We start from the raw sequence: 14,225 nt of genomic DNA, 5'->3' as shown, positions 1-14,225 counted from the left end.
CGCGCTCACGGCCGTACCGGTCCCGCCCGGGCGGTCGCCGTCGCCCGCCGGGTGCCCAGCGGTCCCAGCCGGACGCCCACCTCGACGCTCACCTCGACGACCGCGCCGTCCCCCACGGTGCAGGCGGTGAGACCGGCGCCGTTGACCTGCGCCACCTCGTCGGCGGTCGTGCAGGCGGCCGGGTCGCCCACGACCGCCCGGGACGCGGCGGCGAGGGCGGCCAGGTCGGCCGCGGAGCCGGCCCGGTGCCGGGCGACGACCGCGGCGCCCACCAGCACCGCGGCCAGGCCCACGGCGGCGAGGACCCCGGCGAGCGCCACGGCCCAGACGGTCGCGGACCCGCGCTCCCGCTCCCCGGTCCTCATCCCCCACCTCCGCTGGCGACGACCCCGGGTTCCAGCCGGGCGACCGCGGTCGCGGCGACGCCGACGCCCAGGCGCACCGCGCCCAGCGGGGCGACCTCGGCGCTGACGGTCACCCGCACCTCCGCTCCCTCGACCGACACCGTGGTCACCGCCCCGTCGGGGGCCGCGGAGGCGGTGACGGCACGGACGACGGCGGGGTCCTCGCCGCGGGCGGCGGCCCGCGCGCCCTCCCGGGCGGCGTCCACGCAGCGCAGCTGCGCCCCGACCACGACGACGGCGGCGACGACCGCGGCCAGCACCAGCAGCAGCACCGGCAGCACGACGGCGGTCTCGGCGGTCACCATGCCGGCCTCCCGCCCGCCCGCCCGGACGCCACGGTGCAGCAGCCGTCGCGGCCGTCGTGGCCGTGGCGCCCGTCGCGGCCGTCGCACGGTCAGGACAGGACGCCGAGCGCGGACTCGACCAGGTCGCCGAGTGCACTGACGATCGAGCCACCGGTCACCACGCGGTAGAGCACCGCGGCGAAGGCGCAGGCCGCGACGGTGCCGACGGCGTACTCGGCGGTGCTCATGCCGGCCTCGGCGGTGGCGGCGACCCGGGCCCAGCGGTCGGTGAGCCGCTCGCGGCGGGACGGCGTCGCCGGGGACGCGGCGTCCTCGGGTCCGGGCTGCTCGGGTCCGGGCTGCTCGGGGTCGGGCTGCTCGGGGTCGGGCTGCTCGGGTCCGGGCTGCTCGGGGTCGGGCTGATGAGCAGCCGTCTGGGGAGCGGGCGGGTGGTCGGCGGTCACGTGTCCTCCTCGGGGTCCGGCCCCGGTCCGCGGGGCACGCACCGACCCTCGCGGCGCCCGGTGGACGTCTCCAGGTGTCGGCCGGATCTGTGGGGAACCCGCCGGCCTGTGGACACCGCTCACCCGAACACCGCTCACCCGAACACCGCTCACCCGAACACCTGGCCGGCGATGCCGATGACCAGCGGCGCGATCCCCAGGCAGACGAAGGCAGGGAGGAAGCACAGCCCCAGCGGGGCGAGCACCCAGACGCCCGCCCGGCGCACCCCGGCGTCGGTGCGGCTGCGGGCCGCGGTGCGCGCCTCGCCGGCGAGGGTGTGCAGCGCGGGTACGGCCGCGGCTCCGGACTCCCCCGCCCGGGCCAGCACGCGGCCCAGCCCGGCCAGCTCGGCCGGCGTGGCGCTCCAGGCCACGTGCGGAGCCGCGCCCAGCCGGAGCCGGCCGGCGACGGTGGCGAGCGCCTCGCCCAGCGGACCCGGGAGTGCCGGCGCGACGGCGGCCAGCGCGCTGCCGACCGGCAGGCCCGCGCCGAGGCAGACGGCCAGCAGGTCGCAGGCCACCGGCAGCTCCGCCGTCACCTGCTCGCCGCCGTCGTCCCGGCCCGTCGCGCGCTGCAGCAGCCGATCGGCCAGCACGGCGGCGACCAGCCCGCTCACGGCGCCAGCCGGCCCTCCGAGCAGCAGGGCCGTCGCGAGGCCGGCTGCCACCGGGACCAGGAAGCGCCGGCTGCCGCCGGGCGGCGTCTCGACGACCGGCGGGGAGGCCGTGGGCGACGGGCCGGGCAACCGGGCCACGGCCCGCACGCGAGCGGTCAGCCGCGCGGTGGGCGACGGCCAGGCGCACAGCGCGGCGGCGAGCAGCAGCGCCGCCAGGGAAGGCGTCACGGCGTCCCGCTCACCGCAGTGCCCGCCGGACCAGCCGTGCCGACCACGCGAGCCCCACGGCCTCCAGGGCGACGCCGAGGACGAGCAGCACCTGCCCGGCCGCGGTCGTGGTGAGGACCGCCCACGGGTCGGCGCCGATGCCGCTGCCCATCGCGAGCGCCAGCAGCGGCAGCCCGGCCAGCAGCGCGGCACTGGCGCGCGGACCGGCGGTCGCCGAGCGCAGCTCCAGCCGCTGCCGCCGGCGGGCGCGCAGGTCGTCCTCGACCGCGCCGGCCACCGCGGCCAGCGAGCAGCCCGTACGGGCGCTGAGCAGCACCGCCGCGGCGACCCGCTCGAGCGCGCGGTCGAGGTCCGACCGCGCCGGCGGGGTACTCGCCTCCGGCGCACGGAGGGCACGGGCGAGCGCCCCGGCACTCGACTCGTCGGCGCACACGACGACGGCTGCCTGGGTCGCCGCCTCCAACGGACGGCCGCTGCGGAGCTCGGCGGCCAGGGCGGCGAGCGCGTCGGCGAGGGCGTCGAGCCGCTCGTCGTCGCGGCGGTGCGCCCGCTGGCGGACGACGGCGCGGACGGCCCCACCGGCGAGGACGCCGGCCAGGGCGGCGACCAGCGGGGTGCTCAGCACCGCCCCTCCGACGGCGGCGAGGACCGCGGCCGACCCGGGCCACGCCGACGGCGGGACCGAGGCCGCCCACCGGGTGTGCGCCCTCCCCGCGCGGGTCAGCCGGCGCAACCGCCGGCGCCGGTGCGCGGACCGGCCGGGCCAGAGCAGCACCGCCGTCGCGACGAGGACCAGCGCGCCGGTCACGCCGCCGTCCCGTCGAGCAGCGCGACCAGCCGCAGCTCCCCCGGGCACGGGCCGCCGTCGGCACGCCAGCCCGGTTCGACGGTCACCAGGTCACCGTCGCGGCGGACCACGCCGATCTCCTCCACCCGGCGTCCCGCCGTGGTGCGGCGCAGGTGGACGACGACCGCGAGCGCGGCCGCCGCCTGGCTGTGCACGGCCCTGCGGTCGAGGCCCGCGGCCACCCCGAGTGCCTCCAGCCGTGCCGGCACCTCCCCCGGCCGGTTGGCGTGCAGGGTGCCGCAGCCACCGTCGTGCCCGGTGTTCAGTGCGGCGAGCAGGTCGGTCACCTCCGCGCCGCGGACCTCGCCGACCACCAGCCGGTCCGGCCGCATCCGCAGCGCCTGGCGCACCAGGTCGCGCAGCGTCACCCGGCCGACGCCCTCGACGTTGGGCGGGCGGGTGAGCAGCCGGACGACGTGCGGGTGGGCCGGCGTCAGCTCCGAGGCGTCCTCGCACAGCACGATGCGCTCGCCGTCGGGCACCTCGCCGAGCAGCGCGGACAGCAGGGTGGTCTTGCCCGACCCGGTGCCCCCGGTGACGAGGAAGGCCAGTCGCGCGTCCAGCACCGCCCGCAGCAGCCCCTCCGACGCACCGGGCAGCGTCCCGTGCGTGGCGAGCTCCGCCAGCCCCAGGGAGCAGCGGCGCAGCACCCGCAGCGACAGGCAGGTGCCGGCTCCCGAGACCGGCGGGAGGACCGCGTGCAGACGCGTGCCGTCGGGCAGGCCGGCGTCCACCCACGGCGCGGCGTCGTCGAGGCGGCGTCCGGCGCTGGCCGCCAGCCGCACGGCCAGCCGGCGGACGGCGTCCTCGTCGGGGAAGCGCACCCCGGCGCGCTCGAGGCCGGCGCCGCGGTCCACCCAGACCTCGGCGGGGCCGTTGACCAGGACGTCGGTGACCGCGGGTTCGCGCAGCAGGGGCTCCAGCGGTCCGGCGCCGGCCAGCTCGTGGACCGCGTCGCGCACCGCGTCGAGGACGTCGGCGTCCCCGAGCAGGCCGGCCTCCTCCCGCACCAGCGCGGCGACGGCCGCCCGGCTGGGCGGTCCGGGCTCGAGGGCGAGGCGGGCGCGGACCCGCTCGACCAGCGGCAGCGCGCTCACGCCGCCCACCGGGACCGGTCGAGCTCGCCCAGCAGCCGGCGGGTGAGCGCACCGAGGGGGCTGCGCGGCGCCACGGACGGCGGCTCGCCCCGTTCACCGCGCGGCAGGGCACCGCGGTCGTGGCCCAGCTCCGCGGTCACCGGGCGGCCGGCCACGGTCGCCACCTCCTGTACCGACAGGCCGCCGGCCGCCGGACGCACGACCAGGCGGGCCGCCGACCAGGGCGCCGGGCCACCCGGTGGACCGGAGACCAGCAGCCGGGCGGCCGACGCCGCGCGCAGCCGCGCGGGGACGACCAGCACGGCCAGGTCAGCCTCGGCGAGCACGGCCTCGGCCAGCCCGTCGCCCCGCGGGCCGGGCCGGGGCAGGTCGACCACCACCGGCCACCCGCAGGCACGGGCGGCGTCGACGACCGCGGTCAGCGCCTCGGCGGGCAACGGTGCGGGGTCCTCCCGAGAGGCGGCCAGCACGTGCACCCCGCCGACCCCGGGCAGGACGGCGAGCAGGGCGTCGCCGGCCACCCGGCCACGCACCCCGGTGAGCGCCGGCCAGCGCAGCCCCTCGGCGTCCTCGGCGCCCAGCAGCAGGTCCAGCCCGCCGCCCCACGCGTCGGCGTCGACCAGCAGCACGCCCTCGGTGTCCTCCGCCGCGGTGACGGCCAGCGCGGCGGCCAGCGTGCTCGCGCCGGCGCCGCCGCAGCTGCCGCTGACCACGGCCAGCCACCCGCGCTCGACCGGCGAGCGCACGGCGTCGGCGGCGCGGGACACCAGCCACGCCTCGTCGTCGGGCAGGACGGCGACGCGCTCGGCACCCAGCTCGACCGCCGCCGCCCACGCCGGCGCGGGCAGCGGGTCCGCCGCGACGACCACCACGCCCGGCCGTCGGGGCAGTGCGCGGACCGCCGGGCTGGCGAGGACGTCGGCGCCGAGCAGGACGACCGCGGCCTCCCGGGCGGCCCGCCGCAGCGCCGGACCGCCGGTGGCGACCTCCGGCTCGGTGCCGGCCGCTGCCAGGAGGCGGAGGAGGTCGTCGAGGAGGTCCTCGTCGGTGCTGACGACGAGCGGACGCGAGCGCGGGACGGAGGACGGGCGGGAGGGCAGGCGGGTGGGCACGCGGCCCAGCCCAGCGCAGCGCGGAGCCGGGGCGGTGCCGCGGCCGGGTTCTGTGGATGACCCGGAGGGGTGTGGACGGCGCGCGCGTGCCCGTCGGCACCGCCCGATCCGCTTACAGTCGTGAGCTGTGACCCGCGCTGCGGCGTTCTTCGACCTGGACAAGACGGTCATCGCCAAGTCCAGCACCCTGGCCTTCGGCCGCCCCTTCTTCGCGGGCGGGCTGATCAACCGCCGTGCCGTGCTCAAGGGCGCCTACGCGCAGTTCACCTTCTCCCTCGCCGGCGCCGACGCGCAGCAGATGGAGCGGATGCGGGCGCAGATCACCCGGATGGCCACCGGCTGGGACGTCGCGACGGTGCACGACATCGTCCGGGAGACCCTGCACGAGATCGTCGACCCGCTGGTCTACGCCGAGGCCGCCGACCTCATCGAGGAGCACCGGGCGGCCGGGCGGGAGATCGTCATCGTCTCCAGCAGCGGCGCGGAGATGGTCGAGCCGATCGGCGAGATGCTCGGCGCCGACCGTGTGGTGGCGACGCGGATGGTGACCGTCGACGGCCACTACACCGGCGAGATCGACTTCTACGCCTACGGCCAGAACAAGGCCGTGGCGATGCGGCAGGTGGCCGCCGAGAGCGGCTACGACCTGGCCGACTGCTACGCCTACAGCGACTCGGTCACCGACCTGCCCATGCTGAGCGCGGTCGGGCACCCCACGGCGGTCAACCCCGACCGGGCCCTGCGCCGGGCCGCCGCCGAGCGGGGCTGGTCGGTGCTGGAGTTCACCCGGCCGGTGGCCATGCGCTCGCGGTTCCCGGTGCCGCCGTCGCCGGTGGTGACCGGTGCGGCGATGGGCGTGGGCGCGGCGGTCGCGGGGCTGGCCTGGTACGCGCGGCGGCGGGCCCTGCGCGTCGTGTCGGCTGCGGTCGCGCCGGCCGTGCCCCCGGTGCCCGCGGTCCCCGCCGTCGGCCGCTGGCGGCGCCGCGGCGCCTGAAGGGCCCTCCTGCCTCCCTGGAAGGACCCCGTCCCCCTCACCCCTCGCGAGCTCGGGGCGAGCCTCTGGACGCGGCCGTGGGGGCTCGCGGTGGGTCCCTGCAGGCGGGCCGCTGTTCAGAACGGGAGCCGCTCCCGGATGCCGTCGGTCAGCGTGCGGACGGCCGACACCGGCGTGAACGCCCGCGCCGCCCGGGTGAGCGCCTCCTGCTCGTCGGGGCGCAGGTCGACGTCGGCGGCCGCGGCGTTGGCCTCCATCTGCTCCACGCCGGACGCGCCGGGGATGACCACCACCTGCGGCAGCGAGACCAGCCAGGCGAGCGCGATCGTCCCGGGACGCACGCCGTGCGCGTCGGCGACCTCGCGGAGGACGTCGAGCAGCGGCTGCACCCGGCGCAGGTTCTGCGTGCCGAACAGCGGGTTGGCCGCCCGCACGCCACCCGGCCGGTGGTCGGTGTCGTAGCGGCCGCCGAGCAGGCCCTGTGCCAGCGGGCTGTAGGCGATGACGACCCGCTGCTCGCGTTCGGCGAAGGGCACCAGGTCCTCGAGTGCACCCGGGCGGGCGAGGGAGAAGTCCACCTGGTTGCTGACCACGGGCCGGCCCAGGGCGGCGTCGGCGGCCTGCCAGCGCGCCAGCGAGTAGTTGGAGACGCCGACGGCGCCGATGCTGCCCTCGTCGAGCAGTGCGCGCAGCCCGCGCATCGTCACGGTGTCGGGGACGACGGGGTTGGGCTGGTGCACCTGGTAGAGCGGGATCCGCTCGAGCCCCAGCCGCCGGGCGCTGCCCTCGAGCCGGTTGCGGACCACCGGCGGGAAGGGGGCCACCGGGAAGAGCTTCGAGGCGACGACGACCTCGGCGCGCTCGTTCCCCAGCGCCTCGCCGAGGATCCGCTCGCTGCGGCCGAAGCCGTAGACCTCGGCGGTGTCGAAGAGCGTCACGCCCAGCTCCCGGGCGCGGCGCACGATGTCCTTCGCCGCCCCGGAGGCGTAGCCCTCGCCGTAGCCCCACTCCCGGGAGCCGAACTGCCAGGTGCCCAGGCCGATCCGGCTGACCCGGCCGACCCGGTCGACGTCGAGGTAGCGCACCTCCCCACCCTCTCCCGGGCCGGCCGGAGTCGCAGGGCGGACGGCGGGCGGTCAGCCGCGCAGGATGGCCTCGGCGATGGCCAGGCCCTCGCGGGCGCCGAGCTCGGTGGCCCGGCAGCAGTGCACCAGCCAGGCGGCCACGCCGTCGGGTCCCCCGGAGGCGTAGCCGGCCAGGCGCGCCCGGTACTCCTCGGTGCCCAGCTCGGCGAGGCCGACCTCGGGCACCGACACGGCCTTGGGGTCCAGCCCGCGGCCGATCGTGGTGAGCCGGCCGGCGGCGCGGGCGACGACGCCGTCGGCGGTGCCGAACGGCGCGAGGGCGGCCAGCTCGCCGTGCACCAGGCCGGCGACCAGCACCGCCGGCACCGTCGAGGTGCTCGTGACCACCTGGAACAGGCCGTTCAGCCGGGGCCCGGCGTGCGGTGCGGGCCGGCCGAGGTCGGCGCGGTCGACCAGGTCGGCGGCGGCCAGCACGTGCAGCCGGGCGAGCACCTGACCGGGCGCCCGCGACCAGGTCTCGACCATCGACCCGAGCCCGACCGAGACCCGCAGCGAGCCCTGCACGACCGGGTCGTCCACCGACCCGGCGCGCAGGTCGGCCAGGGGCACGTCCACCCCGTCCAGGGCCGCGGAGGCGCGGGCGCCGCGCAGCGCCGACTCGCTGCTGACCTCGGCCGACCGGTTGCGCATCAGCCGGTGCGCCAGCAGCCGGTCGATGCCCGCGCGCGCGGCGTCGGCGGCCTCGCGGACCCCGGGGAGCTCGAGCAGCGGGGCCAGCGGGTCGGGACCGGCGGGCGAGGCCGCTGGGCGGCCGGCCCCCGGTCGGACGGGGATGGTCACGTCCCGACGGTACGAGCCGCCCGGGTCCGTCCCGACGGGGCCGTCCCCGTCCGGAGCCGCCGCTCGCGCTGTCCTACGCTCGGCGACCACCATGGCCCGTCCGCTCACCCTCCTCCTCGTCCGGCACGGCCAGAGCGAGTGGAACGCCGCCGGGCTCATGCAGGGCCAGACGGCGCACGTGCCGCTCACCGGGCTGGGGCACGAGCAGGCCGCGGCCGCGGCGCGCGAGCTGGCCGTCCTGCGGCCGGGGACGATGCTGTCCAGCGACCTGCGCCGGGCGGTGCAGACCGCCGAGCACTGCGCCCGCGCCACCGGGCTGCCGTTCACCACCACGCCGGCGCTGCGCGAGCAGGGCTACGGGGTGCTGGAGGGCCGGCCCTCCCGGGAGCTGTGGGACGTCGTCGACTGGACCGATCCGCACTGGTCGGCCGAGGGCGGGGAGAGCCTGGCGCAGCTGCACGCGCGGGTCGCGGACCTCCTCGCGCGACTGCGGGCCGAGCCGCCGGCCGACGTGGTCGCGCTGGTCACCCACGGGGACACCATCCGGGCCGCACAGGCGGTCGCGGCCGGGCTCGGCCCCGCGGAGATGCCGGCGGTGACGCCGCACAACGGCACGGTGACCCGCCTGGACCTCACCGCGGTGGCGGCACCGTGAGCCGGGTGCTCGTGCTCGGCGGGTCGCGGTCGGGGAAGTCGGCGCACGCCGAGTCACTGGTGGCCGGCCGCGCCGACGTCGTCTACCTGGCCACGTCGACGCCGGCCGCCGGCGACGGCGAGTGGGCGCGGCGGGTGGCCGCCCACCGCGCCCGCCGCCCGGCCGGGTGGACGACGCTCGAGACGACGGCGCCCAGCGACCTGCTGCGCGGCGGCACAGTGCTGGTCGACAGCGTGACCACGTGGGTGGCGGCGCTCATGGACGAGACCGGGGTCTGGGCCGACGAGCCCGGCGCGCTCGACCGGCTGGCCGGCCGCTGCGACGCGCTGGTCAACTCCTGGACGATGACGCCGGCGCACGTGGTGGCGGTCAGCGACGAGGTCGGCCTCGGGGTGGTGCCGGAGACCCGGTCGGGACGGCTGTTCCGCGACACCCTCGGCGAGGTCAACCAGCGGCTGGCCGGCACCGCCGACGAGGTCTGGTTCGTGGTGGCCGGCCTGCCCCAGCGACTGCGGTGAGCACGCGGAGGCCGGCACGGTGAGGTGGACCGGACCCCTGGAGTCGGTCGCGCTGCTCACCGTGGTCCGGGTGCCCGCGGCCGCCGCGACCTCGACCCGCGGGGTGCTGCCGTGGGCGCCGCTGGTCGGGCTGGCGCTGGGCGGCGCAGCGGCCGGCGTCGGCGTGCTCGGTGCGCACCTGGTGTCCCCGCTGGCCGGGGCGGTGGCGGCACTGGCCCTGCTGGCGGCGCTGACCCGGGCGCTGCACCTCGACGGCCTGGCCGACACCGCCGACGGCCTGGGACCGCTCCGTGGCCGCGAGCGGGCGCTGCAGGTGATGCACCAGGGCGACGTCGGCCCGTTCGGGGTGGTCACGCTCGTGCTCACACTGCTGCTGCAGGCGGCGGCCGCGGCGGCCCTGCTCGAGCGGGACGGCGGCTGGCTCGCGCTGTGGGCGGCGGTGGTCGTGGCCCGGCTGGCGATGGCCCGCACCGGCCTGCCCGGCGTGACGACCGCCGAGGGCTCGACGCTGGGTCGGGCCGTCGCCGGCACCGTCTCGGCGCCGTGGCTGGCCGGCTGGGCGCTCACCGCCGGCGTGCTCGCAGGAGCGGCGGCGTGGCTGGCGACGGGTCCTGGCGCCGCCGCAGGACTGGTCGGCGCGGCAGTCGCCGGGCTGCTCGCGGCCGAGACCGTACGAGTGCGCGCCACCGCCCGCCTCGGCGGGGTCACCGGGGACGTGATGGGGGCCATGGGCGAGGCGGCGGCGACCGTCGTGCTCGTGGCCGCCGCCGCCCTCGGGTCGTTCGCCTAGCCGGACCGCGGTCCGGCGCCGGCCGTCAGCGGCGGCGGGTCAGCGAGCCGAGCAGCCGGCCCAGCCCGCCAGAGGCCGCCGTGGTCGGTGCCCCGCGGCCCATGCGGCGGGTCGGGGTGCCGGCGGACATGCGGGTGCGGCCCATGCCGCGGCCGGTGCCGGTGGTGCGGCCCATGCCGCGCCCGGTCGTGGCACGCCCCGCGGTGGCGCGGCCTCCGGCGGCGCCCCGACGAGCCGTGGTCTCAGCAGTTCCGAGGAGTCGGTTCAGGATGCCCATGCAGGTCAGGTACCCAGTAGTCGAGCGCGCGAACCCGTGTGGTGGCCCTTCTGCAGGGGCCCGCCGCGAGCGTGCGAGCGGCGGGGCGGGAGGGTCCTCCTTCAGGCCGACGCACCCTGCTGAGCCGGGGTCTCGCCGCCCTCCAGGTCGCCCTCGGTGTCGAGGTAGGCCTGCCGCAGCTCGGCCAGCAGCGCCGGGTCCGGTTCGGCCCACATGCCCCGGTCCACCGCCTCCAGCAGCCGCTCGGCTATCCCGTGCAGCGCCCACGGGTTGGACTGCTCCATGAACGCGCGGTTCTCGGGGTCGAGCACGTAGGTCTGGGTCAGCTGCTCGTACATCCAGTCGGCCACCACCCCGGTCGTGGCGTCGTAGCCGAACAGGTAGTCGACCGTGGCGGCCAGCTCGAAGGCGCCTTTGTAGCCGTGCCGGCGCATCGCCGAGAGCCACTTCGGGTTGACCACCCGGGCACGGAACACCCGCGAGGTCTCCTCGGTCAGCGAGCGGGTGCGCACCTGCTCGGGCCGGGTGGAGTCGCCGATGTAGGCCGCGGGCGCCTTCCCGGTCAGCGCGCGGACGGTCGCCACCATCCCGCCGTGGTACTGGAAGTAGTCGTCGGAGTCGGCGATGTCGTGCTCGCGGGTGTCGACGTTCTTGGCCGCCACCGCGATCCGCCGGTAGGCCGCCTCCATGTCCGGCCGCGCCTGCACCCCGTCGAGGTCTCGGCCGTAGGCGTAACCGCCCCACACCGCGTACACCTCGGCCAGGTCGGCGTCGCCGCGCCAGTCCCGCGAGTCGATCAGCGACAGCAGCCCCGCCCCGTAGGCACCGGGCTTGGAGCCGAACACCCGCGTGGTCGCCCGCCGGCGGTCGCCGTGGCCGGCGACGTCGGCGTCCACGTGCGCCCGCACGAAGTTCCGGTCCGCGGGCTCGTCCAGCCCGGCCACCAGGGTCACCGCGTCGTCCAGCATGGTCACCACGTGCGGGAAGGCGTCCCGGAAGAAGCCCGAGATGCGCACGGTGACGTCGATCCGCGGCCGGCCGAGCTCGTCCAGCGGCACCGGCTCGAGCGAGGTCACCCGCCGCGACGCCTCGTCCCACACCGGGCGCACGCCGAGCAGGGCCAGCACCTCGGCGACGTCGTCGCCCGAGGTGCGCATCGCCGAGGTGCCCCAGACCGACAGCCCGACCGAGGGCGGGTACTCGCCCGTGTCGGCCAGGTACCGCGACACCAGCGACTCGGCCATCGCCTGCCCGGTCTCCCACGCCAGCCGCGACGGCACCGCCCGCGGGTCGACGGAGTAGAAGTTGCGCCCGGTCGGCAGCACGTTGACCAGCCCGCGCAGCGGCGAGCCCGACGGCCCGGCCGGCACGTAGCCGCCCTCGAGGGCGTGCAGGGTCGCGTCCAGCTCGTCGGTGGTCCGCTCCAGCCGCGGCACCACCTCGTCGACGGCGAACCGCAGGACGGCGGCCACGCCCTCGTCCTCGCGGCCCAGGACCTCCCGCACGACCACGTCGACGGCGTCCGCCGTCCAGCCGCGGTCCTCCATGCCGGCGACCAGCGCCTCGGCGGAGGCCTCGACGGCGTCGGTGGCGTGCAGCCCGGCGGAGCCGTCCTCGGTCAGGCCGAGCGCCTCCCGCAGCCCGGGCAGCGCGACCGCGCCGCCCCAGATCTGCCGGGCCCGCAGCATGGCCAGCACCAGGTCGACGCGGGCCGAGCCCGACGGCGGGGTGCCCAGCACGTGCAGGCCGTCGCGGATCTGCGAGTCCTTGATCTCACAGAGCCAGCCGTCGACGTGCAGGATCATCTCGTCGAAGTGCTCGTCGGCCGGCCGCTCGTTGAGCCCCAGGTCGGCGTCGAGCTTGGCCGCCTGCAGCAGCGTCCAGATCTGCGCGCGGACGGCGGGCAGCTTCCCGGGGTCCATCGCCGCGATGTTGGCGTGCTCGTCGAGCAGCTGCTCCAGCCGGGCGATGTCGCCGTAGGAGTCGGCCCGCGCCATCGGGGGCACCATGTGGTCGACCAGCGTGGCGTGCGCGCGGCGCTTGGCCTGCGAGCCCTCGCCGGGGTCGTTGACGAGGAACGGGTAGACCAGCGGCAGGTCGCCGATCGCGGCGTCGGGCCCGCACGAGGCCGACAGGCCGACGGTCTTGCCGGGCAGCCACTCGAGGTTGCCGTGCTTGCCCACGTGCACCAGCGCGTGCGCGCCGAAGACCGACCGCAACCACCAGTAGGCGGCCAGGTAGTGGTGCGAGGGCGGCAGGTCGGGGTCGTGGTAGATCGCGATCGGGTTCTCGCCGAAACCGCGCGGCGGCTGCACCATCACCACGACGTTGCCCGCCCGCAGCGCGGCGAAGACGATCGCGCCGTCGCTCTCGTCGACGAACAGCGAGCCGGGGGCCTGGCCCCAGTGCTCGGTCATCGCCGCGCGCAGGTCCTCCGGCAGCGTCTCGAAGAACGCCCGGTACTCCGCCGCCGGGATGCGCACCGGGTTGCCCGACAGCTGCTCGTCGGTGAGCCAGTCGGCGTCCTGGCCGCCCGCGGCGATGAGCGCGTGCACCAGCGCGTCCCCGTCGAGGTCGGCCACGCCGGGCAGCGCGTCGGGGCCGTCGAACGGGCCGACGTCGTAGCCCTGGCCGTGCATGGCGGCCAGCAGCCGCACGACCGAGGCGGGCGTGTCCAGGCCGACGGCGTTGCCGATCCGGGCGTGCTTGGTCGGGTAGGCGCTCAGCATGACCACGATCCGGCGCTCGGCCGGCGGGGTGTGCCGGAGCCGGGCGTGCGCGACGGCGGTGCCGGCGACGCGGGCGGCGCGCTCGGGGTCGGCGACGTAGGTGGTCAGGCCGTCCTCGTCGGTCTCCTTGAACGAGAACGGCACGCTGATCAGCCGGCCGTCGAACTCCGGGATCGCGACCTGGTTGCCGACGTCGAGCGGCGAGAGCCCGTCGTCGTCGGCCAGCCAGTCCGCGCGCGAGCGGGTCAGGCACAGCCCCTGGACGACCGGCACGTCGAGGGAGGCGAGCTGGCCGACGTCCCAGGCGCCGTCGTCCCCGCCGGCCTGCGCGGTGGCCGGGCGCGAGCCGCCGGCCGCGAGCACGGTGACCACCAGCGCGTCGGCGGTGCGCAGGACGTCGAGCAGCTCGTCGGAGACGCTGCGCAGCGAGGAGGTGAACACCGGCAGCGCCCGACCGCCGGCGTCCTCGACCGCGCGGCACAGGGCCTCGACGAAGGCGGTGTTCCCGGCCAGGTGGTGCGCCCGGTAGTAGAGGACGGCGATCCGCGGGCCGCTCGTGGTGCCGGCGGTGCGCTCCAGGACGCCCCAGTCGGGCGCGACGGCGGGCGGCTCGAAGCCCTCGCCGGTGAGCAGCACGGTGTCGGAGAGGAACCGGTGCAGCTGCACGAGGTTGTCCGGCCCGCCCTGCGCGAGGTAGCCGTGCGCCTCGGTGGCCACGCCCATCGGGACGGTCGACAGCTCCATCAGCTCGGCGTCGGGCACCTGCTCCCCGCCGAGGACGACGACCGGCGCGGGCCCGGCGAGCAGCGGCGCGAGCATCTCCTCGTACTGCCGGCGCACCCCGAGGATGCGGACGACGACCAGGTCCGCCCCCTCGGTCAGCGCCGCGACGCCGTCGTCGCCGAGCCGGACGGGGTTGCCGAGCCGCCAGTCCGCGCCGCTGGCGCGGGCGGAGAGCAGGTCGGTGTCACTGGTGGAGAGCAGGGCGAACACGCTGCGTCCTCACTCGGGGTCCGCGCCCCGGGTCGTCGGGCACGGCAGCCGGAGTGTCTGGCTCCCCCGGGAGTCCGGGGACACAGTGGCGGGACCGCGCCGGGTTCGCACCGGCTTCCTGCGCGCACTGCCGTGGTGGCCTGACGGTACCGCCCGCACCGACGGGCTCCACGGTGCGCGGACTCGTGGGGGGGGCCGGCCCCCCGCCCGCCCCGCCCCCCCCCCCCCGCGCCCCCCCCCCCGCCGGGGGGC

15 protein-coding genes and 1 riboswitch are annotated in these 14,225 nt (G+C 77.8%); of the genes, 4 read left to right on the top strand and 11 right to left on the bottom strand.

Annotation, left to right across the window (positions count from 1 at the left end):
• Nucleotides 1-5 precede the first annotated feature (5 nt).
• The 7 genes from ABQ292_RS13725 to ssd form a co-directional block, all read right to left on the bottom strand.
• Complete coding sequence (locus tag ABQ292_RS13725) at nt 6-365, bottom strand: Rv3654c family TadE-like protein (protein ID WP_369207235.1); 360 nt, start codon at nt 363-365, stop codon at nt 6-8.
• Nucleotides 362-709: a TadE family type IV pilus minor pilin gene (locus ABQ292_RS13720; RefSeq protein WP_369207233.1), complete on the bottom strand. Its 348-nt coding sequence runs from the start codon at nt 707-709 to the stop codon at nt 362-364. The genes ABQ292_RS13725 and ABQ292_RS13720 overlap by 4 nt, the downstream gene beginning before the upstream one ends.
• An 89-nt stretch (nt 710-798) precedes the next feature.
• Entirely contained in the window at nt 799-1,152 is a 354-nt protein-coding gene (locus ABQ292_RS13715) for a DUF4244 domain-containing protein (RefSeq protein ID WP_369207231.1), read from the bottom strand.
• Nucleotides 1,153-1,301: 149 nt separating this feature from the next.
• The gene (locus ABQ292_RS13710; RefSeq protein ID WP_369207229.1) at nt 1,302-2,036 is read right to left on the bottom strand and encodes a type II secretion system F family protein; all 735 of its coding nucleotides are present in this window, start codon (nt 2,034-2,036) and stop codon (nt 1,302-1,304) included.
• Between the two features lie 10 nt (nt 2,037-2,046).
• A complete protein-coding gene (locus ABQ292_RS13705) occupies nt 2,047-2,844 on the bottom strand; it encodes a type II secretion system F family protein (protein ID WP_369207227.1) in 798 nt (265 codons plus the stop codon).
• On the bottom strand, nt 2,841-3,980 hold the full coding sequence (locus ABQ292_RS13700) for a TadA family conjugal transfer-associated ATPase (protein WP_369207225.1): 1,140 nt from the start codon (nt 3,978-3,980) through the stop codon (nt 2,841-2,843). Before ABQ292_RS13700 ends, ABQ292_RS13705 begins: the two co-directional genes overlap by 4 nt.
• Nucleotides 3,977-5,092 carry a septum site-determining protein Ssd gene (gene ssd, locus ABQ292_RS13695; RefSeq protein WP_369207223.1) on the bottom strand — a complete coding sequence of 372 codons (1,116 nt, stop codon included), beginning with the start codon at nt 5,090-5,092 and terminating at the stop codon, nt 3,977-3,979. Before ssd ends, ABQ292_RS13700 begins: the two co-directional genes overlap by 4 nt.
• A gap of 127 nt (nt 5,093-5,219) precedes the next feature.
• Between ssd and ABQ292_RS13690 the strand changes: the two genes are divergently transcribed.
• Nucleotides 5,220-6,086 (top strand): HAD family hydrolase, encoded by an 867-nt coding sequence (locus ABQ292_RS13690; RefSeq protein ID WP_369207221.1) that lies wholly within the window; start codon nt 5,220-5,222, stop codon nt 6,084-6,086.
• 116 nt (nt 6,087-6,202) lie between these two features.
• Here the strand turns inward: ABQ292_RS13690 and ABQ292_RS13685 are convergent, their stop codons facing one another.
• Both ABQ292_RS13685 and ABQ292_RS13680 read right to left on the bottom strand, forming a co-directional pair.
• Complete coding sequence (locus ABQ292_RS13685; protein ID WP_369207219.1) at nt 6,203-7,171, bottom strand: aldo/keto reductase; 969 nt, start codon at nt 7,169-7,171, stop codon at nt 6,203-6,205.
• Nucleotides 7,172-7,222: 51 nt separating this feature from the next.
• Nucleotides 7,223-8,011, bottom strand: a complete 789-nt coding sequence (locus ABQ292_RS13680; protein ID WP_369207217.1) for a Fic family protein — start codon at nt 8,009-8,011, stop codon at nt 7,223-7,225.
• Nucleotides 8,012-8,102: 91 nt separating this feature from the next.
• Here ABQ292_RS13680 and ABQ292_RS13675 point away from each other — a divergent pair, with 91 nt between their 5' ends.
• From ABQ292_RS13675 to ABQ292_RS13665, 3 genes are read left to right on the top strand one after another with little or no spacing between them, the layout of a single operon-like run.
• The gene (locus ABQ292_RS13675; RefSeq protein WP_369207215.1) at nt 8,103-8,666 is read left to right on the top strand and encodes a histidine phosphatase family protein; all 564 of its coding nucleotides are present in this window, start codon (nt 8,103-8,105) and stop codon (nt 8,664-8,666) included.
• Nucleotides 8,663-9,184, top strand: coding sequence for a bifunctional adenosylcobinamide kinase/adenosylcobinamide-phosphate guanylyltransferase (cobU, locus tag ABQ292_RS13670; RefSeq protein ID WP_369207213.1), 522 nt, complete (start codon nt 8,663-8,665; stop codon nt 9,182-9,184). The genes ABQ292_RS13675 and cobU overlap by 4 nt, the downstream gene beginning before the upstream one ends.
• 19 nt (nt 9,185-9,203) lie before the next feature.
• Nucleotides 9,204-9,974, top strand: a complete 771-nt coding sequence (locus ABQ292_RS13665) for an adenosylcobinamide-GDP ribazoletransferase (RefSeq protein WP_369207211.1) — start codon at nt 9,204-9,206, stop codon at nt 9,972-9,974.
• Nucleotides 9,975-9,999: 25 nt separating this feature from the next.
• Here ABQ292_RS13665 and ABQ292_RS13660 read toward each other — a convergent pair whose 3' ends face one another.
• Nucleotides 10,000-10,149, bottom strand: coding sequence for a hypothetical protein (locus ABQ292_RS13660; RefSeq protein WP_369207209.1), 150 nt, complete (start codon nt 10,147-10,149; stop codon nt 10,000-10,002).
• A 203-nt stretch (nt 10,150-10,352) separates the two neighbouring features.
• Nucleotides 10,353-13,973: a cobaltochelatase subunit CobN gene (cobN, locus tag ABQ292_RS13655; protein WP_369207207.1), complete on the bottom strand. Its 3,621-nt coding sequence runs from the start codon at nt 13,971-13,973 to the stop codon at nt 10,353-10,355.
• 52 nt (nt 13,974-14,025) lie between these two features.
• A riboswitch (cobalamin riboswitch) is annotated at nt 14,026-14,093 on the bottom strand.
• Between the last annotated feature and the right edge of the window lie 132 nt (nt 14,094-14,225).

Source organism: Geodermatophilus maliterrae, from assembly GCF_041018925.1.
Classification (GTDB): domain Bacteria; phylum Actinomycetota; class Actinomycetes; order Mycobacteriales; family Geodermatophilaceae; genus Geodermatophilus; species Geodermatophilus maliterrae.
This window is presented reverse-complemented; position numbering and strand designations above follow the sequence as displayed.

Bases quoted from the DNA above. Each gene is read 5' to 3' on its own strand.
- ABQ292_RS13720 (WP_369207233.1), bottom strand. From the start codon at position 709: ATGGTGACCGCCGAGACCGCCGTCGTGCTGCCGGTGCTGCTGCTGGTG.
- ABQ292_RS13725 (WP_369207235.1), bottom strand. From the start codon at position 365: ATGAGGACCGGGGAGCGGGAGCGCGGGTCCGCGACCGTCTGGGCCGTG.
- ABQ292_RS13660 (WP_369207209.1), bottom strand. From the start codon at position 10,149: ATGGGCCGCACCACCGGCACCGGCCGCGGCATGGGCCGCACCCGCATG.
- ABQ292_RS13675 (WP_369207215.1), top strand. From the start codon at position 8,103: ATGGCCCGTCCGCTCACCCTCCTCCTCGTCCGGCACGGCCAGAGCGAG.